Here is a 22,741-nt window from a genome sequence, read left to right on the forward strand (position 1 = left end):
TCAAATAAGTAGGTAACGGGTATTAGTTTGGTGCTTCAGCTCCTATTATAGGCTAAAATGTGTCCAGAAAAAAAGAAGATGTTTTTAATTTTGTGAGTAACAGGGGGAAGGTATGGCCAAATAGTCCAGCAAATTGTTTGAAAAAAGAGCTAATAAATGATAGCTTTCAAGTAGAGCAGTTTAGATTTTTTAGTGGACTAGGTTGCAAGGCTGATTTGAAAATTAAAGAGAATGGATGGTGACAGTGATGGAGCAGACATGGCAACAGCAGTTACCCTTGAGTGGGATCCGCGAGGTCACAGCCGTTTCTGGCGGTGATGTTAATTTGGCGTATTGCGTTCAAACTGACCAGCAAAATTATTTTTTGTTAGTGCAGCCGGCAGAAACAGCAGATTTTTATGCTGGTGAAATTGCAGGGCTTAAAGCTCTAGCGGCAGCAGACATTAAAGCTCCGCGAGTTTTAGCAAATGGTCAAATTAATGGTGATGCATTTCTATTGCTGGACTACTTGCAACAAGGTCCAAATGGCAGTCAGGCTGACCTGGGCAGGTTAGTGGCTAAAATGCACCATTACTATAGTCCAACTGGAAAATATGGATTTAGCGAATCGTATCGTGGTGCAAGTATGACTTTTGCTAATACTTGGACGGATAGCTGGGCGGCATTGTTCATTGACCAAAGAATGGATCAGCTGAAAGATGCGTTAGTCAAAAAACAACTGTGGCAAGAAGCGGAACTTGAAAGATATACCCAAGTTCGGGCCAGCATGGCAGCTGAGTTGGCGCGCCACCAGAGTGAACCAAGTCTTTTGCACGGTGATTTGTGGGGCGGTAATCACATGTTTTTACGCGATGGGCAACCAGCCTTGATCGATCCAGCGGCCTTTTATGGTGACCGGGAATTTGATTTAGGGTGTAGTTTAGTTTTTAATGCTTTCGATGAAGAATTTTATGCTGCCTACCAGGAGGCCTATCCATTAGCAGAGGGCTATCAAAAACGGCTAAAATATTATGCATTGTATTTGTTGATGATCCACTTAGAAAAATTTGGCGGAATTTACGCTGGGGAAGTTGATCGCTTGGTAACTGCAATTTTGGAAGAAGCAAACTAAGAAGGTTCATCTTTTATGTGGAATTTACTATGATTTAGCGGTTAAATTTTCGACATTTAGCTCGTAGCAAGGTATAATAGAGTTGTACTGGAAATAGAATTAACCGGTATAAAATTATTCGCGTCAAATTGATGTTTAGTAATGCACACAGAAGTTCCCAGCCGGTTACTGGGAACTTATTTTTTTAGGGACATTACTAGGTGAGCTGCGTGAGGCAAGAGATAGCAATGATTGTTTCTTAACCGTTTCACTCCGCTCTGTGATAAAAAATATGAAATGAGGGAGAGCTATATGGAAGGAAAAGATTCGAAAGTTACTAAGAAAAGTGAGGCAGGCAAGTGGTCCGCTTCGTGGTTTTTTAATTGGATCGTTAATAGTCGTTTGGCGATCTCATTATTAGTGATTTTATTAGTTTTACTAGTGATTTTGGTGTTGGGAAAAATGAAATGGATCTTTAGTCCGCTCACCATTATCCTGAACACTGTCGCAATGCCGGTGATTTTAGCCGGAGTCTTTTATTATTTGATTAATCCTTTAGTAGATTGGACAGAAAAAAAGTATCATGTCCGTCGCTCACTGACAATTACCGGTGTGTTTGTCATTTTGGCACTTTTGATTGCCTGGGGGATCGGGTCATTGATTCCAGTCATTCAAACACAGACCCAGGAATTCTTAAATAACTGGCCTGAATACTGGGATAAGTTGGAAAAATTCATTTTAGGACTCTTTTCTGCGGATGGACTGAAGGATCTGCAAAATAAACTAGCCTCGATCAACTCTGAAGTTGGAGATTTTCTGAAGCCGGGCAAGGCCATCAGTTTCTTGCCGAAGTCCTTGAATTCGTTAGGAAGTATTATCTCGCGAGTGACTTCCGTTATTATTTCGGTGGTGACAGCCCCGTTGATTTTATTTTATCTTTTAAAGGACGGACATGATTTGCCAGATTATCTGGTTAGCTTCTTGCCCAATCGGTATCGTTTAGGGGTCAAGGATGTTTTCAAATCAATGAATACACAGTTAAGTAATTACATTCGAGGCCAACTGGGAGTAGCATTTTTGGTGGCGCTAATGTTTTGGATCGGCTATATGATCATTGGCTTGAAGTATGCATTGTTATTGGGGATTATTGCCGGTTTCTTAAACTTGATTCCATATTTGGGCTCATTTTTAGCGATGGTTCCAGCTGTGGCGCTCGGTCTGTTTACTTCACCATTTATGCTGGTGAAAGTTTTAATAGTTTTCGTCATTGAACAGACACTAGAAGGTCGATTGATCTCACCACTGATCTTAGGCAATAGTATGAAGTTCCATCCGCTGACTGTTTTATTTGTACTTTTGGTCTCAGGTAAAATTTTTGGTTTGTTGGGTGTGATCATTGGGGTTCCAGGCTATGCTGTTTTAAAAGTCATCGTTTCGACTTACTTTGACTGGTTTAAACGCAGCCATCCGAACCTGTATGTCACTGGACAAACGGAAAATAAAATTATTATTCAAAAGGACGATGACCAGTAAGCGAGTTGATTGACGGCAAACTTTTGGATGTGTTAGGTTGATAGTGAGTGGAAAGGAAGTCTAATGATGAAAGTTTTTGTAATTGGTGCAGGCGGCAATGTTGGTTGTTTGGCAGTAGAAAAGTTAGTCGCTGCTGGTCATCAAGTGATGGCAGGTGTTCATCGTGAAGCCCAAGTTGCTGATTTTAAGCAGCAGGGAGTTGCGGCAGAAATTTTTGACCTCTTAGGCCAGCCGGAAGAAATGGCTAAACAGCTTGAAGGCTATGACGCAATCGTCTTTAGTGCCGGCTCTGGCGGAAAAACTGGGTCTGACATGACCATCTTAGTTGACCTGGATGGAGCGGTTAAGAGCATGCAAGCAGCGGAAATTGCGGGCGTGAAACGTTATGTGATGGTCAGTGCAATCTTTGCGGAAGACCGGACCAAGTGGATCTCCATTAAACCATACTATGCTGCTAAATTCTACGCTGATGAGTGGTTAAGACATCGAACAGCATTGGATTACACAATTTTAGAACCAGGAGCCTTAACGTTTGAACCAGGAACTGGCCAAGTTACGACTAAGATTCCTGAAGAAGGCGGCTCAATCAGCCGGACTGACGTGGCAGCGGCAATCGTGGCTAGTTTGCAACAGGATAAGACGATCGGCAAAGTGATTCCTTTGATTCAAGGCGACACTCCAGTCGAACAGGCTTTGCAAGAAATTTAAACTATAACTTAATTTAGACGCTATCAGATAACGGTAGCGTCTTTTTTATGCAAAGAATGAGGTGGAACGCCGATGTCTGTCAGTAGATGCAAATGCGAACCCTGTTTCTCCAAAACAACGACCGCAAGTACGAAACTAGCCAACTCCAGCAATCTTTTTCCAAAATAAATAAATAGAGGCCTTCCCAACGCTACAGTCAGTGGGGGAGACCTCTATAGTTCTTCGGATTAGTATTCGTTGAATTCTTTATCAAAATTATTAACGGCTTTAACTGAGCCAATGACTGCCAGCATATCTTTATAATGCACGATACTTCGGGCATCCGGATAAACGTTGACGTGATCTTCTTGAATGACGGCAATCACGTTGACATCAAATTTATTCCGTAAGGATAGTTCGCCTAACGTCCGTTCAGTGTATTTTTTGTTATTCACTTCGACTTCGGCCAGGGTCACATCTTCACTCAGATCCAAGTAATCGATAATATGCGGCTGACGATGGTGCATGACGATTCGTTTAGCCATATCAGATTCAGGCTGAACGATTTGGTCGGCACCAATCCGTTCCAGGATGCGGGCATGACTGCGGTCTTGTGCCTTACAAATCAGGTCCTTGACGCCTAGATCCTTACAGTTCAAGGCGGAAAGCACGCTGGCTTGGATGTCAGAGCCGATCGTAATGAAGACGTGGTCAAATGACGCAATGTTGAGCTTGCGCAAGGATTCTTCGTCCTGAGCGTCAGCGATAACTGCTTTATTGGCGACGTTCATATACCGGTTCACTAATTTTTCTTTAGTGTCGATGGCTAAGATATCTTGGTGCTCAGCCGCAAGTTCACGACATAAGGCACCGCCGAACTTCCCCAAACCAATGATAGCGTAATTCTCATCGGCCCGAGTGACATTGTTTTTATTTTTAAATTTATTATCCAATCAGAACACCCTCCTCTGGGTAGCGGAAGTCATCTTGATGATTTTTAGCATTAAGTACAGTATACATAACATTGAAGATACCAACTCTGCCAATGAACATCATTAACATAATAACGATCTTCCCGACTAAGGTTAAATGTGCAGTTAAGCCTAAGCTGATACCTGTCGTACCAAATGCAGCTAAAACTTCAAAAATAATGTATTCGAGACCCATCTCTTTGTTTAAAGGCTGGGTCATACATAAGACAAAGGTTGCGATAGTAATGATCGAAAAGGCGACAATGATCAAAGTTAACGCCCGATAAATATTTTCACGGGGAAAACGACGGTTACTAAAGTTCACATCGTGACGGCCGCGTAAGGTTGCCCAGGTTTGAACTGCCAATAATCCAATAGTAGTACTTTTGACCCCACCGGCGGTTGAACCAGGGGTGCCTCCGATAAACATCAGCATCATGGTCAAAAAGATACCTGCCATTGATAAATGGCCATAATCAAAAGTAATTAGGCCTGCGGTTCGTGGTGTGACTGCCATGAATAAAATATTACTGAATTTTTGAAAAATTGTTGCATCAGGATCGATGCTGTTAAAGCCGCGCTCAGTCAAAGTATACAAAATTAGACTGGCAATGAAAATGATTGCCCCAGTCCGCAGTGAAAGCTTGGTATGCAGTGAGAGGGTGTGACGCTTATGATAGGTCAACAGGTCTCGCCAGACCAAGAAACCAACTGAACCGCATAAAATCATGATCCCTAAGACAAATAAAAGGTAGGTATCATGTTTGAAAATACTGACACTTTCATCAAATAGTGAAAAACCAGCGTTACAGAAAGCAGAAACTGCGTGGAAGACGCTGTACCAGAGTCCGCGCCAGAAACCGTACTTCGGTAAAAAGTCGCAGAACAATAGGACTGCACCGCCGCCTTGAATTCCTAAAGATAGTCCGACAATTAAGCGGACCAGTTTAATTTGTGATAGGTGTTGCAGGTTTAAAGATTCTTGTGCTAATAATTGGGTTGATAACCGTAATTTTCTGCGGGAGGTCGTAAACATTAACACCATGAAAGTCATGAATCCTAAACCACCGATCTCGCTTAACATCATAATGACGAACTGTCCAAAAAATGACCAGTAAGTGCCCGTTTCTACTAGGGTCAGGCCGGTGACACAAGTAGCACTGGTTGATGTAAATAAGGCGATGACAAATGATGATTCGATTCCTTTAACTGTTGCGATAGGCAGTGTTAATAGTAGTGCTCCTAATAAAATGACCGCCACGAAACCAATTGTCAGAGTAGTTGACAACGAGAAGTGACGGTTAGCAAAGGTAAACAAGCAAAAACCTCCTTTACAATACTATTTCGATTTGATTATACACTTTTGCGCACCATTTTAACACCGCCGATTTTTAGCGAATAAATCGCGCAAAAAAATTCTCACAGTTAAGTTGATGGACTTATATGTTAAACTGTTAATGTTGGTCGGTTGAGTGCAATGTAAATGGAGGTAGGCAAAATGTGTGGCAGATTTATGTTTCAACCAGAAATTAGTCAGGAAATGACTCAAATATATCGTTTGGCACAGCAGGGCGGTTATCAACCCAAGGTTGGTGAAATTTTTCCGACTGATCAAACAGCCCTGATCGTGGCCGGACAAAGACAAGTCCAGGTCGTCGCAATGAAGTGGGGCTTTCCTGGCTTTAAACCAGGGCAAACTTTGGTGAATGCACGGGCTGAAACGGTTCAAACTAAGCCGATGTTTGCCGCAGCCTTTGCCAGTCAGCGTTGCGTTTATCCGACTACGGGATTTTTTGAATGGAACAACCACAAAGAAAAGTTTTGGTTCAACTATGGTCAAGAGTCGGAACCGTTATATATTGCGGGCTGTTACGCTAATTTTGACGGAGTTGATCAGAGTATTTTGTTAACGACTGAACCTAATCCGCAAGTAGCTGCAATTCATGATCGGATGCCGTTGATTTTGGCTAAAAATCAAATCAACCGCTGGATCTACCAAGAAGATTTTGCCCGTAACTTTTTACAAGCAGCGATGCCGCCATTGACGAGTCAAAGTTGGAAGAAGTAAGGTGGTTAGTAGTACATAAGGTTGTGTACTTTGACAACCAGTAGTTGACGTGAATAGAGAGGAAATGGATTTTTTTGAAAAAACCAGGAAGATTATTAATTATTGGTATTATTTTATATGCGGGGTGTATGAGAACTCCAATTGGGTTAGTGTCGCCACTGCTAACGAATATTCAGCGGACGTTGGGTGTTCCCGCCAGCTTGTTAGGGAGTCTCACTACGATCCCATTACTATGTTTTGCACTATTTTCACCTTTTGTGCCCAAGTTGGGTCAAAAGTATGGCAATGAAGTTTTAATGTTCGTTGCAGTCTTGATCTTGGCAATTGGAAACTACTTGCGAGTCTTCTCTACGGCAATGTTACTAGGCGGGACCCTCTTGGTGGGCTTATCAATTGCGGTGTTAAATGTTTTGATGCCAGTGACGATCGCACAGGAGTATCCGCAAAGAGTAGGGGTCATGACGAGTGTTTATACTTTTTCAATGACACTATTTAGTGCGCTGACTTCTGGTCAAAGTGTGGCTTTAGCTCATCAAATCGGTTGGCAAAAGACGATGCAAAGTGTCTCTGTTCTAGCTGTCTTAGGATTACTCTTTTGGCTGCCAGCTTTGAAAAACAATCATCGTGCAACTAGCGGTAAAAAGAAGGGCAGCTCTGTTTGGCACGCACGGGGAGCTTGGTATTTATCAGCTTTCATGGGCTTGCAGTCCTTGCTGTTTTATACCACATTAACTTGGGTCCCAACAATTCTAGTTTCACATGGTATGTCTCAGGGACAAGCCAGTCAGCTTTTTGGGTTAATGCAGCTAGCTTCCTTAGTTACTAGTTATTTTGTGCCGATCTTGGCTTATAAGTTTAAACGCACGCGTGGAATCATTTTGTCAATGACTGCCGGTTTCTTAGCGGGAATTGGGCTGCTAATGGTTCCAACGGCTAGTGTTGGATTAACAGTGGTCGTAGTGGTCGTCTTAGGTTTGGCTTCAAATATGGCCTTTAGTTTAGCGATGGCTTTATTTAACATTAAAACTGATGAACCAGAACAAACCGCCGAAATTTCCGGAATGGCACAGGCGGTCGGCTATATCTTAGCTGCTTTTGGACCAGTTGGCTTTGGGTATTTACAGCAACTAACAGGTTCATGGAACTTACCATTAATTTTGTTATTAGTTGTGGTCGTCATTCTTGCCCTGGCTGGCTTAGCGGTCGACCGACGCCGGACGATTTTTGACTAGGAATGTCACTATTGAGGTTTAGGTTTGAAAGTTGATAGAGGAAAGGAAACACTTATGAAATTAATTCAATATTCTGCAGAGTATGCCCAGGGAATAACTGACTATGTGTTACGAGATGATTATTATTCTAAGCAACCTCTAATTGCAGTCAAACAGGCTGCAGAAAGTCAAAGCAGTTTTCCCATCCTCGCCTTTCACAACGGGATCTTAGTTAGTTTTTTTGTTTTAGATAGTGGTAGCGAAAAAAGCAAGTATACACTGCAAAAAAACACTATGCTATTGAAAAGCTTTTCAACGGATACAAGATATGTTGGTCAGGGATTTGGATCTCAAGCTTTAAGTGCACTACCGACTTTTATGGCAACCAATTTTCCTAAGATAAAAGCAGTGGTATTGGGAGTTAATCAAAATAATCTTCCTGCCATCAGACTCTACCAAAAGTGTGGGTTCAAGGATACTGGCCGGAAATACTTGGGACAAATTGGCTGGCAACTGATTTTTGTCTTATCATTATCAAAGCTAGACAGTAAATAAGTTGTTTTTAGTTGTTTGAACATTAACTGGAAATGTTAGAAAAAAAGACGAGCTGTAAAAATCGATTTTAGATTTCTGCAGCTCGTCTTTATTATATTCTAACTGAGTTAGTACTGTGTTCTTATTCAAATAACTGAGCGTATTCTCCGTAACCTTTTTCGGCTAATTTGTCAACGGGGATAAATTTGAGCGAAGCTGAGTTAATGCAGTAACGCAAACCGCCTTGGTCAATGGGACCATCCGTGAAAACATGCCCTAAATGGGAATTGGCTTGTTTGCTGCGAACTTCCGTACGGTGCATGAAATGAGATGAGTCATAACTGCGGGTCACGCTATCTTTGCTTAAGGTTTTAGTAAATGAAGGCCATCCGCAACCAGCGTCGTATTTGTCACGCGAGGAAAAAAGCGGTTCGCCGCTAACAACATCGACGTAGATCCCTTCCTGATAAAAATCATCGTATTCGCCAGAAAAAGGCATTTCTGTCGCTGCATTTTGAGTGACTTCATATTGTTCTTTGGTTAATTTTTGCTTGAGTTCTTCTTGATCAGCCATGTTAATTAACAACTCCTCTGAATTAATTAGTTTTGTACAATGTAGTCCCAGTCAAAGTATGCTGTAATAATTTGAAAAAAGCAAAAATTTTGTTTATTAACTTAGTGAATTGTTTGCGCAGAGCCTGGGAGACATGCATAATATGTAGTATTAAGTGTTAGTTAAGAATTTTAGATGAAAGATGTGGGGTGCTGCAGATGGAAAAAACACTTGAACTGTCCGCTGTTTCTTATCAGCGGAATCAGCAGTTAATTTTAAATCAAATTAATTTAACAGTTGCTCCAGGAACGATTATTGGCTTATTAGGAGAAAATGGTAGTGGTAAAACTACATTAATGCGTTGTATTGCAGGTCTGGCTCAGGGAGTGACAGGGCAAATTTTTATCAATGGCCACAGCAGTGTCGTTGAAAGGAAGGCCCAGGTTAGCTATTTGGACGCGTTGGGCGGATTTTCACGCCGCACTAAAATTGCTGATGTGGTTGAATTTTACGCAGCTGTCTACCCGGATTTTAATGTCGATCAATATCGTGAACTCAGTGATTTTTTAAAGAATATCAATGGTCAGCAAAAGCTTGGCGATTTGTCACAAGGACAAAAAGAAAAGTTGTTGTTAAGTTTAGCATTAGCCCGACAAACGGCAGTTTATTTATTGGATGAACCCTTTAAAGGATTGGATAATCATACCCGTAAGCAGCTGTTACGGAGCTTAGTTCAGTGGAAGTCACCAGATTCTGTGATCATTATTTGTGATCATTATCTGACTGAACTGACTGGTGTCTTAGATGAGGTTGTGATTTTAAATGAGCGGCAACTTGTAGCACGTGAGAAAATAAGTCGCTTAAAACAGCAACAAATTAGTTTAGAGGACTATTACGAACAACAATTAGTACAGAAGTGGGGTGAGTAGATGACGGACTTTAAGCAACTCGTGCGGGTTTTTTTAACGGATAAAATTCGCATTGTGGGTAGTGTCATTACGGTTTATGTAGCGGCGACACTGTTGTCACTAGTTCCTGCATTATTTAACGGCCCGGTTTTTGACAAATGTTGGAGCAACTTAATGCTCTTGTATGCGGCAGGCTGGGGAAGCGTTGCCGCACTGTTAGCTGGTGCTTTGTTAGCCTATAGCAATGAAAAAGTTTATCGGACTAACCGTTATCGTTTGCTGCCTGTCAGTAATGGAAAACTGTATAGCGCAAATTTATTTAGTTCATTTCTAGCTTATATACTAGTTTTTCTAGCAGAACTAATTTTTGTCTTGATTTACTACTTATTTAACATTAAGACTGTTCGGGCACTGATTGCGCATAGTTTTGCGGGCTTTGAATTACGCTTAAGTTTGATTTTGGTTTTTGCCTTTTTAGTAGGGTTGTTAACGATGGTTTTTTGGTGGTCGATTGCTAGTCTGGTCCATTTGTTAACGGCCACGATCACGCGGACATTGCCTGACAAACACCAACTTATTGCGCAGTGCTTGATTTATGCGGCCTTGATCATGGCAGTAGTGCGCACTTATTTTGCAGTTAAAGCTTGGTGGTCGCAACTTGCTGACTTACCATTTATGGTGACATCCGTTAATGCCTATTTATCTCCAGTCTGGGCTGCATTGATTTTATTGGTGCTAACACTAGTCTTGGGTGTGATTAATGTCTGGTTGTTGGAACATCAAGTGGAAACAAAACAGTAGTGAGTGAATGGTCCGGTGCAATTTTAAGAATGGACTGTAATTATTTTTTTAATAGGCTAGACCAATTTTTGAAATGGTCTGAAAAATGTTCGTCTTTTATTTTTGAAATTAGATAGTAATTAGTATTTTAACCTTTTAATAAATAGAAAGCGAACTTTATGCTTGAAATAACAAAAAATATATTGCTTTTCTGAACGAAAAAGGTATACTTATTGATGGAAAGAGCTACAATACATTTTTTAAGGGGTGCACATAAAAATGAAGAAAAAAGCAACTGCGCTTTTGGCTGCAACATTGATGTTAGGTACAATTTTAGTTGGATGCGGAAACAAAAACTCTGATTCCGATAAGGGCGGTACCAAGCATACAGTTGCATTAGTTACTGATGGCGGTGGAATCGATGATAAATCATTTAATCAATCTGCCTGGGAAGGTATGAAAGCTTGGGGTAAGCAACACGACTTGAAGAAAGGCGTGAATGGCTACAACTACGCTCAGTCTAATTCTGATTCAGATTTTACACCGAACGTTAACAAGTTAGTTAAGGCTAAGTACCAAACAATTTTTGGAATTGGTTATAAATTAGCACCAGTCATTGAAAAAACTTCTAAGCAAAACCCAGATACACACTTTGCTATCATTGACGAAGTTGTTAAAGGTCGTAAAAACGTAGCTTCAGTGACATTTAAAACAGAACAGTCTTCATTCTTAGCTGGTGTTGCAGCAGCCAAGACAACTAAGACAAATAAAGTTGGTTTCGTTGGCGGAATTAAGAGTGACGTTATCACAACCTTCGAAAAAGGCTTTATTCAAGGGGTTCATGCGGTTAACCCTAAAATCTCAGTTGACGTGAAATATGTTGGTTCATTTACTAAAGCTGATGTTGGTAATTCTTTAGCTAGCGCAATGTATAACAACGGCGCTGATGTGATTTTCCATGCAGCCGGTGGTTCCGGTTCTGGTGTCTTCACAGCCGCTAAAGACAAATCTAAGAATGGCAAAAAAGTTTGGGTCATTGGTGTTGACCAAGATCAAAAAGCCGATGGTAAATACAAGGGCGGTAACGTTACTTTAGCTTCTGCAGTTAAGGAAGTTGGTAACTCAGTTAAAGATTTGGCTAACAAGTCAATGAATGACAAGTTCCCTGGTGGCAAAGTTGTAACATACCAGTTGAAAGACAAAGGTGTTGATTTGATCAACGACAACATGCCAGAAAGCACTCAAAAAGCTGTTCAACAATACAAAGACAAGATTATTAATGGGGACATTACAGTTAAAGCTGAATAAGAGCTGACCGTGGCGGTTTAATTACTGCTGTCTAGCGAACCATTTTGCTAAACTAACCTCAGCGTTAGGGGTGAAGGATCGGAAAAAACCGATTCTTCACCTTTTTGCTAATATAAAGAATTGTTAAAGATTAACTGGAAATTTAACCCTTTTGTTCAGTATAATTATAGTTGGGGTATTGTGTAGCCAAAACTAGTTAGACTAGCTGAGGTTGCCGGCCCTGAATACTTAAGGTTCATAGTCGAGCTACGTGAAACAGAAAGCTCCGCCCATCCAAACTCAGGGTTAATACCGAAACCGCATTAATTCCTGAGTCCCGATGGTGCTCGCTTTCTCCCGTTTCACTCCGCTCTGTTATTCATAGTCGAGCTACGCCAGTCAGGACTTTCCGCCCATCCAAGACCAGCCTTCAATGCCAAAAGCGCATTAAAGACTAGTCTCCGATGATGCTCGAGTCCTCCCGACTGGCTCCACTCTGTTATTAGTCGAGCTACGTGTGGCAAGAGATTCCGCTTATCCAACTCAATCAACACATCACTGAGAAACGTGATTTTCTGGCTGAGTCCGATAATGCTCGTTGCTTAACCGCCACGCTCTGCTCTGTTATCCATAGTCGAGCTGCGCAAACCAACTTCCCCCACTTATCCAAGTCCGGTCTTTAGTGCCAAAAGCGCATTAAAGACCAGCCTCCGATAATGCTCAGAAGTTCCCGGTTTGTTCCGCTCTGTTATTAGTCGAGCTACGTGTGGCAAGAGATTCCGCTTATCTAACTCAACCAGCACATCACTGAGAAACGTGATTTTCTGGCTGAGTCCGATAATGCTCGTCTCTTAACCGCCACGCTCCGCTCTGTTAAAAATTATAGGAGGCCCACAATGACGGAAACTGTCGTTGAAATGAGACATATTACCAAAAAATTTGGTGAATTTAAAGCAAATGATGACATTTCGTTGAGTTTGCATCAAGGCGAAATTTTAGCCCTCTTGGGGGAAAATGGTGCCGGTAAGTCAACCTTAATGGGAATGTTGTCTGGTTTGCTTGAAACAACTTCTGGCGAAATTTTAATTAATGGTCGAGAAGTTAAGATGAAAAATCCTCGTGATGCTAAACACTACGGGATTGGAATGGTGCATCAGCATTTTATGTTGATTCCTGCCTTTACAGTGTTGGAAAACATTATTCTAGGTGATGAACCAATTAAAGGCGGCGTTCGGATCGATTACGCTGGTGCCGAAAAGAAGATTCAAGAACTTTCTGACCGTTATCAATTAGATATTGATGTGCACGCTAAAGTTCGTGATATTACAGTGGGAATGCAACAACGGGTTGAAATTATGAAGGCTTTGTATCGTGAGGCCAACATCTTTATTTTTGACGAACCAACTGCTGCGTTAACTCCGCAAGAAATTGAACAGTTGATGAAAATTTTCCGAGCCTTAGCTGATGAAGGTAAATCAATTATCTTTATTACTCATAAACTAAAGGAAATTAAGGAAGCTGCCGACCGTTGTGTAGTTATCCGTAGTGGACGCGTGATCGATACCGTTCAGATCGAAGGGGTCTCTGAAGAAAGACTGGCCGAAATGATGGTTGGTCGTAAGTTACGGAATACTGTGGAAAAGAAAGTCGTTGACCAAAAACAAGTTGTGTTGGATGTCCAACAATTGAACGTTGAAAAAAATAGCCGTCTGATGGTTAAGAATCTTAGTTTGCAAGTGCATACGGGTGAAATCGTCGGGGTGGCTGGTGTCGATGGAAATGGCCAGTCTGAATTAATTGACGCCATTACAGGGATGCAAAAAATTAAGTCAGGCTCAGTTGAAATCATGGGTAAACATTATGAAAACAAGCCAGTTAGAAGTATTACTGAAGCTGGGGTTGGTTATATTCCAGAAGATCGGCAAACGGTCGGCTTGATTTTACCACTGTCATTAGCTGAAAATTTGTCATTGAAGAATTACTACCAAAAACCAGCCAATAAGTCAGGTGTGTTGAACTATCAATACATTAACGAACACGGCCGGAAGTTGATCAAGGACTTTGATATTCGTTCGCAAAGTGAACAGATCTCAGTGGGCTCACTTTCTGGTGGGAACCAACAAAAAGTTGTTGTTGCTCGCGAAATTGCGAGTGATCCTAACTTACTAATTGCTGCCAATCCAACACGTGGGGTCGACGTTGGGGCAATCGAATATATTCATGAAATGATCAACCAGGAAAGAAACTCAGGTAAGGCGATCTTACTAGTTAGTTTTGAATTAGATGAAATTCTGAAATTATCTGACCGCATCGTCGTCATGCATGAAGGAGAAATTGTCGGGGAAATCGATCCAAAAGAGACCTCCTCACAAGAATTAGGTTTGATGATGGCCGGTAAAAAAGTTCAAACGAAAACACAGGAGGCAGCAAATTGAAACTAAAAGTTAAGTCATCTTGGGTAGTGCCTTTAGTGGCGATCCTCGCCGGCTTTATAGTTGGTGCAATTATCATGCTGATATTTGGGTATGACCCAATTCAAAATTATTCGAGTTTGTTTGATGGTGCCTTCGGTGGTGTGTACTCGATTGGTGAAACTTTGCGAAACATGACGCCGCTAATTTTAACAGCTTTGGGCTTTGCGGTCGCAAGTAAGGCAGGCTTCTTTAACATCGGTGGTTCTGGCCAGTACTTGATGGGTTGGTTTGGTGCGATCGTTGTCGCATTGAAGTTTAGCTTTTTGCCTGGTTGGCTGTTGATCATCGTCTCAATTTTGGCCGGTGCATTATTTGGCGGTATTTGGTCCGCAATTGCCGGAGTACTGCGGGCTTATTTTGGAACAAGTGAAGTTATTACCACGATTATGTTGAACTACATCTCACTTTATTTTGTGAACTTTGCAGTCAAAGATTGGCTAGCTGGCAAAGGCTCAGATAGTTCCCCTAACATTGCTGCCAAGGCTAGTTTGCGTGGTGACTTCTTGGAGAACCTCACTGCTAACTCAACTTTACACTGGGGCTTTTTGATTGCAATCATCATTTGTTTCATCATCTGGTTTTACTTTAACCGGATGAAGAGTGGGTTTGAATTACGGAGTGTGGGGATCAACGAAGACGCTGCCCGTTATGCAGGAATGAACGTTAAAAAGACGATCATCATGTCAATGCTGATTTCTGGTTTATTGGCTGGTTTAGGTGGTGCATTGGACGGTTTAGGAAACTTCCAAAACATCTCAGTTTCTAATGCCTTACCACAGGTTGGTTATGATGGCATGGCTGTGGCATTGTTGGTGAACTATAACCCAATTGGGGTCATTTTCTCGTCTCTGTTGTTTTCCGCCTTGCAAATTGGTGGGATGAGCATCTCTGTTTATTCTGATACACCGACAGAAATCGTAAGTATCGTGACAGCTTCGATCATCTTCTTCGTAGCTATTAAATATGTGATTGAATTATTGACCAAACGGCGGAAAAAGAATCCGCAAAAAACAGCAGTAAAAAATGAGGGGGCTGGCGAATAATGAATTTATCAACGACATTAATGACAATTTTGTCAACGACATTAGTTTACGCGGCACCGTTGATTTTTACATCTTTAGGTGGAACTTTCTCCGAACGAAGCGGGATCGTTAACGTTGGTTTGGAAGGCATGATGGTAGTCGGAGCTTTTAGTAGTAGTATTTTTACTTTAAGCTTTGCGAATGCTTTAGGCGATGCAGCTCCATGGGTCTCATTCTTAGTTGGTGGGGCATTTGGTTGTTTGTTTTCAGTTTTGCATGCAGTAGCAACGGTTAGTTTCCGTGCAGACCACATTATTTCTGGGACAGTGTTAAACATGCTGGCACCGGCTTTGTGTGTCTTTTTAACCCGGATCTTCTACGATGGTAAAGGTCAAACACCTGAAATTAGTCAAGGTTTAGGAACAGTTACCGTTCCTGGTTTGTCTAAAATCCCATTCATCGGGAAAGTCTTCTTTACTCAAACATCCATGGTAGCGTGGGCTGCAATCGTTGTGGCAATCGTTTGCTGGTATGTTTTATACCGAACAGGCTTTGGTTTACGCTTGCGTTCAGTTGGTGAAAATCCGGCTGCTGCTGATACGTTAGGAATCAATGTCTATCGTTACCGTTATTTGGGAGTATTAATTTCCGGTTTCTTAGGCGGGTTAGGCGGAGCAGTCATGGCACAGTCAATTACGTTGAGCTTCTCGATCAGTACAATTTCTGGTCAAGGGTTCATGGCTTTAGCAGCGATGATCTTTGGCAAATGGAATCCATTGGGTGCGATGGGGGCTGCGGTCTTCTTTGGTTTAGCACAAAGTTTGCCGATTATTGGCGCCTACATTCCAGGATTATCTGGCATCAACTCAGTCTGGTTCCAAGTGGCACCTTACTTGATCACAATCATTGTGTTGGTCTTGTTCTTAGGGAAGTCAGTTGGCCCAGCCGCTGATGGTGAAAACTACATTAAGAGTAAGTAATCTTGCTGATCTTTGAAAGGTGATCTTAGGCGTCTGTCGTCTGAGGTTGCCTTTTTTCTTTGCAAGAACGGTGCTTTCAGTTAGAATTAGGATAACAAGAAGAAACACCTAGGGACAAAGATGGTAGTTGATCAGAAAATTTCGTGCAGTTAGTGATGGAAACTTTCAGCTGGCTAAATTACAGCCATTAGTTGATTAACCCAGGTGATTTAGAGGAGGAAACACAATGAGCGGTGAAAGAAAAGTAATTAACCAGCACCATTTAGGCACTGGTTGGATCGTGGCAATCGTTTTGGTGGTAGTAGTTTTGTTATTTGGAGGAAGTTACGTGCATTATTCCAATAGTTTAAACACAGCAAAACAAGATTACGAGCAGCAACAAGGTGATTTACAAAGCGCGTTGCAACGGCGAGCAGATTTGATCCCGAACTTGGTCAATAGTGTCAAGGGTTCGATGAAACAAGAAAAAAACGTTTTTGGGGCAGTCGCTAAAGCGCGCGAAAACTACAGTGCAGCAGCTAAATCTGGCAACACTAAAGATCAAGCGAACGCTAACGCACAGTTGTCAGCAACAACGGCCAACTTGATCAACGTGATCAACGAACGCTATCCAAAGTTAGCGTCAAATGATAATGTCCGTCGTTTGATGGACCAGTTGGAAGGTTCAGAAAATCGTATCAATTTGGCACGCCGGCGTTACAATGCAGCAATCAAGACTTATAACAACCGTGTGGTTCGTTTCCCATCATCAGCAGTGGCTTCGATGAAAGGAATGAAGACGCAGGCCTACTTCCAAGCAGATGCTAACGCCCAAAAAGTGCCTGCTGTGGACTTTGATAATTAGTGATGAAACTTACTTTAGAATGGCGGTGCCGGAATTTAGCTGGCAATGTTAACAGTAGAGTAGGGATGAAATTATGAAGAATAAGAGAAAAAAAGGGCTGCTCTTTTTACTAGTTGGCTTGTTCTTTTGGTTGGGTGGCAGTGCGGCGGTGCAAGCTATTTCCCCACAAAAATTGCAGCCGAATTCGCAGCACCCAGTTTTGACGGATCAAGCCGGAATTTTGACGGAAGACACGCAGAATTTAATTTTAAAACAACAAGATTATTATCGGTCGACTAAGCCTAAGCCACAAATCGCGGTAGTTACGATCAAGTCTAGCGATGGACAGGAACTGAATGATTATATCAATGACATGTATCTGACCAATAAATGGAATGTCGGGGATGCCAAAGAAGACAACGGAGTTCTGATTGTTTTTGCCCAAAACGATGGTCAAAATAATGTCTTTATTTCGACGGGGGAAGGTGCTGAAACCTACCTGACAGATGCAAAAACTTCGGATATTTTGAATGATAATCGCAATTTACTGAAGAGTAGTGATCAAGCTAAGGTCAATACTGGCTTGCAAAAGACCTTTAAAGAAGTTGTTAAAATTACCAATGCTCATTACAAGCTCAAAGACCAATATGGTTCGGCTGATTATCGTGAAAAACCGCGTCATTCTATTTCCGGGATCATGCGCATGGTCGGAATGATTATTTTGTTTTTGTTTATTTGGCTCATTTCCGGCAGTGGCGGCAGCGGCGGCGGGCGCGGTGGTCGACGCAGACGGGCTATTCGACGGGGGCTCTTCCTTGGTGGCATTAGTAGTGGCTTTGGTGGTTCATCATCCGGTGGTTTCGGCGGTGGCGGTTCATCGGGCGGCGGCTTCGGAGGCGGCGGTTTTGGCGGAGGTTCATCCGGTGGTGGCGGGTCTGGAATTTAATTAGCCCGACATTCGTGCCAAACACGTGGTACACTTAAGAGTAACTAATACAATTAAGGAAGTGTTGACCCTTGGCTTTAACGAACAAGACACCAGAACAAGACGTAGAAGATTTGTTCGACCGTATTTCAAATAAATATGATTCAATGAATAATGTCATTACGCTAGGGATGCATCGGAAGTGGCGCGAGCAAACCATGAAAGTGCTCCGGATTCAGCCTGGTGCGACAGTTTTAGACTTATGTTGTGGAACAGGTGACTGGTCAATTGCTTTAGCACAAGCAGTTGGACCAACCGGGAAAGTTTATGCTTTGGACTTTAGTGCAGAGATGTTGAAAATTGCTGAACAAAAAGTTGCACAAGCTGGTCTAGCTGACCGGGTGACCTTGATTCAAGGGGATGCCATGGATTTGCCGTTCCCAGATGATCAGTTTGCATGTGTCTCGATTGGGTTTGGCTTGCGCAACGTGCCAGATGCCAAACAGGTCTTGCAAGAAATGCAGAGAGTTTGTCAGCCAGAGGGAATCGTGGCTTGTTTGGAAACATCACAGCCTGAAATTCCGGTCATTAAAAAAGGCTGGGACCTGTGTTTTAAAGCAGTGCCAGTTTTAGCCAAGGTCTTCACTGATCGTTATGATGATTATGATTATCTCCAAAGAACGACCAAGAACTTTTTGACTGCCAGACAGTTACTGCATTTGTTTAATGCAGTTGGTTTACAGCCAGCTTCGTACCGCATGTTTTTACTTGGTGCAGCAGCTTTGCACATTGGTTTTAAAAAATAAAGTAGGAAGGAACGTTTCTTTGCGGAGGCGTTCTTTTTTATGCTTTGCGAAGTTTGCAAGTAGAAGAATTCAGATCAGGCTTGTGTTGATATCACTATTAGACATCCTAACTTTAGGAGACTAGAGCCGGCAAACGGGTTTGATGGTTGAACTTTCCCAGAGTAGAGCCGGCAAATCCTGCAACGGGGGGCAACTCTTCCGCCTGACACAGTTACTAGCTTTTTAACGGCACCAAAAGGAGCTGAAGTTTCTCCCAATTTCTTTCTTTTTAGTCGAGCTGCGTGAAACAGAAAGTTCTGCCTATCTAAACTCAGGGTCAATGCTGAAACCGCATTAACTCCTGAGTCCTGATGGTGCTCACTTTCTCCCGTTTCACTCCGCTCTGTGTTCTTAGTCGAGCTGCGTGAGGCAAGAGACTCCGCTTATCCAACTCAACCAGCACATCACTGAGAAACGTGATCTTCTGGTCGAGTCCGATAATGCTCATCTCTTAAGCGCCTCACTCCGCTCTGTGTTCTTTTTTTGCAAATCTTTAGCCGTTTGACGGGCAATAATGCTATGATTGGTAGTAAACAAAATTCTAGGGGTGAAGATACGATGGAACGAACTGATTTTTATTTGCTTAGTACACGTAGTGGCAAGGTCAAGGAAGTTTTACCCGCCACACCAGATAATTTGAAAAAGGGCAAACGAATCTTACAAAAGACAAATGGGCGACTGTTAACTGGAAGATTAGTTTTGACGAAAGAAGATGTTGCTAGTCCTGCGGGTGAGTTTGTGATTTTGGTTAATGGACATTTGAAGGATAAAGTCACCGATTTTGACGAGGCCCAAGAAAATGCCCACACCTACCAAATGGCACTAGAGGCTTTGGATTCTGCTGGCACTGTCCAGATTATTCAAGTTCACCATAATCAAGCTAAAAAACGGTTGGGGCATTCACCGCTAGAAGAGTTAGATGAACTAACTTTAAAGAGGTTTCACATGAACCGCAAGAACCAGCAAAACTGTGAGTTCTGTCAGCCATCTTATCCGGCTCAACCTTACCAGGACTTTAATTTTTGTCCACATTGCGGCCGGTATTTACACTAATGTTAAAAGGAGGTCGCTATGACAAACTGGAAACGGTGGTACAAAGTTTTATTGCTCTTTATTATTTTTCATGTCGTTTATCTTGGTGGCCAGCTTTTAGCTGAGATTCCAGCGGCACGAGGCAATCAGTCTTCACAGGCACTTTTACAAATGAGTGCTTTGTTTGCCTTATTGCTGACTTTTTTTGGCGGGTATGCCTGGTACGTTGAACATCATGTGAAGGTGGCCCCGCATTACTCATTGCCAGTTCATCTGAAACATTTGCTGTCATCAATTGCGACAGGGTTGGCACTAATGATTGGCCTAAATATTGTCTTTCAGTTTCTGTTACAGCTGTTGCACATTGTCCCAGAAACTTCGCAAAATCAAGCTGGAATCAATCAAATGTTTGCGCAAAATTCGCTCAGTCAGATGATGACTTTAGCCTTAGTTGTGGTGATCGCACCCTTATGTGAGGAAGTCATTTACCGCTTGTTGTTGATTGGACCAATTAAAACCAAAGCAGTGCAGCCAACGAAAAAGCACCGTTTCAGACTGGCGATTTTAAGTTGGGTCTTATTTATTTTAGTGCATATGAGCGCGCAGATTTTGGACTTGGTACTACATTTTTCGACGACAGGTTTAGTTGGAGTAGTAACGTCGAGCTTTAGCTATGGTATTTTGTCATTTGTGTTAGTGCGGGAATATTATTTGCACGGCAGCTTAGCGCGGTCAGTGGCATTGCATATGAGTTGGAATATTTTAGCCGCAGGCGTTCTGTTTATAAGCTAATGGATATGAACTAGATTAATTTCTTTGCAGGAAATTAGTCTATTTTTTTGTTTTGATGATAGTTTTGGAAAGGCACCGGACTTGCATGAGTATGTTAAAATAAGAATTATTAACCTTTTGTAAGCAAAATTTAAAATAATTGATGATAGGAGTGTTTGGATGAGTATTGAAGACTCGAACCAGGTTGTTGACCAAAATGGCAAGCCATATCGCCGCTTACCACTAGTTTTTACGATGTTGATTGGGACATTTAGTACCTTTATGACTTCAACGATGCTAACGACAGCTTTTCCGTCTTTGATGGTATCATTTAAGATTTCGGCGAATACTGTGCAGTGGCTGACCACTGGCTTTATGTTGGTCATGGGGATCACGATGCCAATTAGTGGATTCTTTATCAAACGATTTGATTCACGCAAGTTATATTTATCTGCAGTTGCAATTTTTTTGACAGGAACCATTGTCTGTTTCTTCGCTCAGACATTTTCAGTGATTTTGGTGGGACGTTTGATCCAGGCAGCTGGGGTGGGAATCACCGCACCAGTTTATCAGACGATCATGGCCTCGATTTATCCGCCTAGTAAGCGGGGGTCTGCGATGGGAATGGCTGGTCTAGTGATTGGGTTGGCGCCGGCGATTGGGCCAACTTTTTCGGGCTGGTTGTTATTAAACTATTCATGGAGAATGTTGTTCTTATCGATCATGCCGATTTCAGTGATTGTTTTAGTGATGGGCTACTTTACTTTGCGGAAAGTTTTGCCGACTGAAAAAGCTCCAGTCGACTGGTATTCAGTTTTAATGTCGATCGTCGGCTTTGGTTCAATGTTGTTCGGCTTTTCTTCTGTCGGTAAATATAGTTGGACGGACCCAGTGGTTTATACGACCTTGATTATTGGTGGAATTTTCGTGGCATTTTTTGTGTGGCGCTCATTGAAAGTTAAGAATCCTTTGTTAGAGTTTAAGGTGTTTAAACATTCAGATTACACTTTATCAGTGATTTTAGTTGCTGTCGCATTTATGTCAATGAATGGTTTCACGCTGATTTTACCATTGTATCTACAAACGATTCGTGGCGAATCTCCACTAGTGTCGGGGCTGACTTTGTTACCAGGAGCAATCGTCATTGGAATCATGAACCCAGTGACTGGCCGAATTTTTGACCAAATGGGTGGCAGAAACATGGCGATCACCGGGATGTTTTTGTTGACGGCCACGACCGCGACCTTCATTCCAGTTACGGATAAAACGCCGATTTCATATCTGATTGTTTTCTATATGGTCCGGATGTTTGGTATCTCGATGGTCACAATGCCAACGACCACAACGGGAATTAACGCCTTGCCGTTAGATCAAATTGGTTCTGGGACGATCGTAAATAATACAATCAGGCAGGTCTTTGCTTCAATGGGGACGGCGATTTTAGTTTCAGTCATGTCAAATGTTACCTTGAGCCAGTCACCAGCGCACACAGTTTTAAGCCAAACGCCAATTTTGTTTAAAAAATTATCGCTACAGGCAAATATTGTGGGCTTCCGTTATGCCTTTGTGATTTCAACTAGTTTTGCACTACTGGGCTTTGTCCTGGCATTCTTCTTGAAGTCCGATAAGGAGGCGCTTTAAATGGGAATTGCATTACTTTTTATTAGTGTCTTACTGGTAACTTACTGCATGATCTTTATGCCGCATAGTGTGACAAAGTACGTGTGGGTTGGTGCTAGTGTCTTACTATTAGCGTTGGATGCAACGGCATTGATTTTGAATGATACTAACCATTTTGGCATGAAAAAGGTGGTACAAACACAAACTAGAACGCTGGTTTCGAGCACAAAGTCAGCGAAACGTCCACAACTCTTATACCGTAAACTGGGTAATGGACAGGAAAAAATTTATTATTACCGGGTTAATAAGGCGGCCAAGGTTCAGGCAACAGATCCAATGATCACGACAGTGACTGTCAAACGGGCAGCTGTAAGTCGGTTGCAGATCACCAAAAAATATTGGGATTATTCTAGTCCGTGGGCAAAGGTTTTCTTTGCTGGCGGGCAGCCTAACCACCAGTTTATTGACCAACATTTCGCTTTTGAAATCGGCCAGGAATGGCAACTAAAAAACAGAGCGGAGTGAAACGGGATAAGTGGAGTCTCTTACCTCACAAAAATCAACTAGCAAGAAAAGAGTCGGGAGAAATTCCGGCTCTTTTTTGCTACATGAAAAAAGTTAGTGACT

At 42.1% G+C, this 22,741-nt stretch carries 22 protein-coding genes; 19 read left to right on the forward strand and 3 right to left on the reverse strand.

The features are described from left to right. The first annotated feature begins 244 nt into the window (after positions 1-244). The 3 genes from LPAF129_RS08265 to LPAF129_RS08275 all read left to right on the forward strand — a co-directional run bounded on the left by LPAF129_RS08265 (position 245) and on the right by LPAF129_RS08275 (position 3,331). Positions 245-1,111 (forward strand): fructosamine kinase family protein, encoded by an 867-nt coding sequence (locus tag LPAF129_RS08265; RefSeq protein ID WP_244056129.1) that lies wholly within the window; start codon positions 245-247, stop codon positions 1,109-1,111. Positions 1,112-1,402: 291 nt separating this feature from the next. Next, positions 1,403-2,623: an AI-2E family transporter gene (locus LPAF129_RS08270; RefSeq protein ID WP_244055993.1), complete on the forward strand. Its 1,221-nt coding sequence runs from the start codon at positions 1,403-1,405 to the stop codon at positions 2,621-2,623. 66 nt (positions 2,624-2,689) lie between these two features. Beyond that, the gene (locus tag LPAF129_RS08275; RefSeq protein ID WP_244055996.1) at positions 2,690-3,331 is read left to right on the forward strand and encodes an SDR family oxidoreductase; all 642 of its coding nucleotides are present in this window, start codon (positions 2,690-2,692) and stop codon (positions 3,329-3,331) included. A 227-nt stretch (positions 3,332-3,558) separates the two neighbouring features. Here LPAF129_RS08275 and LPAF129_RS08280 read toward each other — a convergent pair whose 3' ends face one another. Continuing rightward, positions 3,559-4,263, reverse strand: a complete 705-nt coding sequence (locus tag LPAF129_RS08280) for a potassium channel family protein (RefSeq protein ID WP_244055999.1) — start codon at positions 4,261-4,263, stop codon at positions 3,559-3,561. Further along, positions 4,256-5,599, reverse strand: coding sequence for a TrkH family potassium uptake protein (locus LPAF129_RS08285; RefSeq protein ID WP_244056002.1), 1,344 nt, complete (start codon positions 5,597-5,599; stop codon positions 4,256-4,258). The genes LPAF129_RS08280 and LPAF129_RS08285 overlap by 8 nt, the downstream gene beginning before the upstream one ends. Positions 5,600-5,779: 180 nt before the next feature. Between LPAF129_RS08285 and LPAF129_RS08290 the strand changes: the two genes are divergently transcribed. The 3 genes from LPAF129_RS08290 to LPAF129_RS08300 all read left to right on the forward strand — a co-directional run bounded on the left by LPAF129_RS08290 (position 5,780) and on the right by LPAF129_RS08300 (position 8,115). After that, on the forward strand, positions 5,780-6,349 hold the full coding sequence (locus tag LPAF129_RS08290) for an SOS response-associated peptidase (RefSeq protein ID WP_244056005.1): 570 nt from the start codon (positions 5,780-5,782) through the stop codon (positions 6,347-6,349). A gap of 74 nt (positions 6,350-6,423) precedes the next feature. Then, entirely contained in the window at positions 6,424-7,581 is a 1,158-nt protein-coding gene (locus tag LPAF129_RS08295) for a CynX/NimT family MFS transporter (protein ID WP_244056008.1), read from the forward strand. Positions 7,582-7,605: 24 nt separating this feature from the next. Further along, positions 7,606-8,115: a GNAT family N-acetyltransferase gene (locus LPAF129_RS08300; RefSeq protein WP_244056011.1), complete on the forward strand. Its 510-nt coding sequence runs from the start codon at positions 7,606-7,608 to the stop codon at positions 8,113-8,115. Between the two features lie 121 nt (positions 8,116-8,236). Here LPAF129_RS08300 and msrB read toward each other — a convergent pair whose 3' ends face one another. Beyond that, positions 8,237-8,668 carry a peptide-methionine (R)-S-oxide reductase MsrB gene (gene msrB, locus LPAF129_RS08305; protein ID WP_244056019.1) on the reverse strand — a complete coding sequence of 144 codons (432 nt, stop codon included), beginning with the start codon at positions 8,666-8,668 and terminating at the stop codon, positions 8,237-8,239. A 197-nt stretch (positions 8,669-8,865) separates the two neighbouring features. Between msrB and LPAF129_RS08310 the strand changes: the two genes are divergently transcribed. The 13 genes from LPAF129_RS08310 (at position 8,866) to LPAF129_RS08370 (ending at position 22,639) form a co-directional block, all read left to right on the forward strand. Further along, entirely contained in the window at positions 8,866-9,576 is a 711-nt protein-coding gene (locus LPAF129_RS08310) for an ATP-binding cassette domain-containing protein (RefSeq protein ID WP_244056023.1), read from the forward strand. Beyond that, positions 9,577-10,356 (forward strand): hypothetical protein, encoded by a 780-nt coding sequence (locus tag LPAF129_RS08315; RefSeq protein ID WP_244056026.1) that lies wholly within the window; start codon positions 9,577-9,579, stop codon positions 10,354-10,356. It abuts the gene before it with no gap. A 258-nt stretch (positions 10,357-10,614) separates the two neighbouring features. After that, on the forward strand, positions 10,615-11,643 hold the full coding sequence (locus tag LPAF129_RS08320; RefSeq protein ID WP_244056029.1) for a BMP family lipoprotein: 1,029 nt from the start codon (positions 10,615-10,617) through the stop codon (positions 11,641-11,643). Positions 11,644-12,518: 875 nt separating this feature from the next. Then, on the forward strand, positions 12,519-14,057 hold the full coding sequence (locus LPAF129_RS08325; protein WP_244056032.1) for an ABC transporter ATP-binding protein: 1,539 nt from the start codon (positions 12,519-12,521) through the stop codon (positions 14,055-14,057). Next, entirely contained in the window at positions 14,054-15,139 is a 1,086-nt protein-coding gene (locus LPAF129_RS08330; RefSeq protein ID WP_244056036.1) for an ABC transporter permease, read from the forward strand. Before LPAF129_RS08325 ends, LPAF129_RS08330 begins: the two co-directional genes overlap by 4 nt. After that, the gene (locus LPAF129_RS08335) at positions 15,139-16,098 is read left to right on the forward strand and encodes an ABC transporter permease (RefSeq protein ID WP_244056039.1); all 960 of its coding nucleotides are present in this window, start codon (positions 15,139-15,141) and stop codon (positions 16,096-16,098) included. The genes LPAF129_RS08330 and LPAF129_RS08335 overlap by 1 nt, the downstream gene beginning before the upstream one ends. Positions 16,099-16,324: 226 nt before the next feature. Then, positions 16,325-16,942 (forward strand): LemA family protein, encoded by a 618-nt coding sequence (locus LPAF129_RS08340; protein WP_244056042.1) that lies wholly within the window; start codon positions 16,325-16,327, stop codon positions 16,940-16,942. 73 nt (positions 16,943-17,015) lie between these two features. Further along, entirely contained in the window at positions 17,016-17,867 is an 852-nt protein-coding gene (locus LPAF129_RS11225; protein ID WP_265747464.1) for a TPM domain-containing protein, read from the forward strand. 71 nt (positions 17,868-17,938) lie between these two features. After that, entirely contained in the window at positions 17,939-18,652 is a 714-nt protein-coding gene (locus LPAF129_RS08350) for a demethylmenaquinone methyltransferase (RefSeq protein WP_244056045.1), read from the forward strand. Between the two features lie 558 nt (positions 18,653-19,210). Continuing rightward, entirely contained in the window at positions 19,211-19,744 is a 534-nt protein-coding gene (locus tag LPAF129_RS08355) for a hypothetical protein (RefSeq protein ID WP_244056048.1), read from the forward strand. An 18-nt stretch (positions 19,745-19,762) separates the two neighbouring features. Continuing rightward, on the forward strand, positions 19,763-20,515 hold the full coding sequence (locus LPAF129_RS08360) for a CPBP family glutamic-type intramembrane protease (protein WP_244056054.1): 753 nt from the start codon (positions 19,763-19,765) through the stop codon (positions 20,513-20,515). Between the two features lie 159 nt (positions 20,516-20,674). Next, the gene (locus LPAF129_RS08365; protein ID WP_244056069.1) at positions 20,675-22,135 is read left to right on the forward strand and encodes an MDR family MFS transporter; all 1,461 of its coding nucleotides are present in this window, start codon (positions 20,675-20,677) and stop codon (positions 22,133-22,135) included. After that, on the forward strand, positions 22,136-22,639 hold the full coding sequence (locus LPAF129_RS08370; RefSeq protein ID WP_244056071.1) for a DUF4811 domain-containing protein: 504 nt from the start codon (positions 22,136-22,138) through the stop codon (positions 22,637-22,639). It begins immediately after the preceding gene. Positions 22,640-22,741 lie beyond the last annotated feature (102 nt).

Origin of the sequence: Ligilactobacillus pabuli (assembly GCF_022836475.1) — a bacterium.
GTDB classification, from domain to species: domain Bacteria; phylum Bacillota; class Bacilli; order Lactobacillales; family Lactobacillaceae; genus Ligilactobacillus; species Ligilactobacillus pabuli.

What these genes read in the sequence shown, in the direction of transcription:
- LPAF129_RS08325 (WP_244056032.1), top strand. Translation starts at nt 12,519, where the DNA reads ATGACGGAAACTGTCGTTGAAATGAGACATATTACCAAAAAATTTGGT.
- LPAF129_RS11225 (WP_265747464.1), top strand. Translation starts at nt 17,016, where the DNA reads ATGAAGAATAAGAGAAAAAAAGGGCTGCTCTTTTTACTAGTTGGCTTG.
- LPAF129_RS08320 (WP_244056029.1), top strand. Translation starts at nt 10,615, where the DNA reads ATGAAGAAAAAAGCAACTGCGCTTTTGGCTGCAACATTGATGTTAGGT.
- LPAF129_RS08335 (WP_244056039.1), top strand. Translation starts at nt 15,139, where the DNA reads ATGAATTTATCAACGACATTAATGACAATTTTGTCAACGACATTAGTT.
- LPAF129_RS08355 (WP_244056048.1), top strand. Translation starts at nt 19,211, where the DNA reads ATGATTGGTAGTAAACAAAATTCTAGGGGTGAAGATACGATGGAACGA.
- LPAF129_RS08290 (WP_244056005.1), top strand. Translation starts at nt 5,780, where the DNA reads ATGTGTGGCAGATTTATGTTTCAACCAGAAATTAGTCAGGAAATGACT.
- LPAF129_RS08270 (WP_244055993.1), top strand. Translation starts at nt 1,403, where the DNA reads ATGGAAGGAAAAGATTCGAAAGTTACTAAGAAAAGTGAGGCAGGCAAG.
- LPAF129_RS08340 (WP_244056042.1), top strand. Translation starts at nt 16,325, where the DNA reads ATGAGCGGTGAAAGAAAAGTAATTAACCAGCACCATTTAGGCACTGGT.
- LPAF129_RS08315 (WP_244056026.1), top strand. Translation starts at nt 9,577, where the DNA reads ATGACGGACTTTAAGCAACTCGTGCGGGTTTTTTTAACGGATAAAATT.
- LPAF129_RS08360 (WP_244056054.1), top strand. Translation starts at nt 19,763, where the DNA reads ATGACAAACTGGAAACGGTGGTACAAAGTTTTATTGCTCTTTATTATT.
- LPAF129_RS08365 (WP_244056069.1), top strand. Translation starts at nt 20,675, where the DNA reads ATGAGTATTGAAGACTCGAACCAGGTTGTTGACCAAAATGGCAAGCCA.
- LPAF129_RS08370 (WP_244056071.1), top strand. Translation starts at nt 22,136, where the DNA reads ATGGGAATTGCATTACTTTTTATTAGTGTCTTACTGGTAACTTACTGC.
- LPAF129_RS08310 (WP_244056023.1), top strand. Translation starts at nt 8,866, where the DNA reads ATGGAAAAAACACTTGAACTGTCCGCTGTTTCTTATCAGCGGAATCAG.
- LPAF129_RS08275 (WP_244055996.1), top strand. Translation starts at nt 2,690, where the DNA reads ATGAAAGTTTTTGTAATTGGTGCAGGCGGCAATGTTGGTTGTTTGGCA.
- msrB (WP_244056019.1), bottom strand. Translation starts at nt 8,668, where the DNA reads ATGGCTGATCAAGAAGAACTCAAGCAAAAATTAACCAAAGAACAATAT.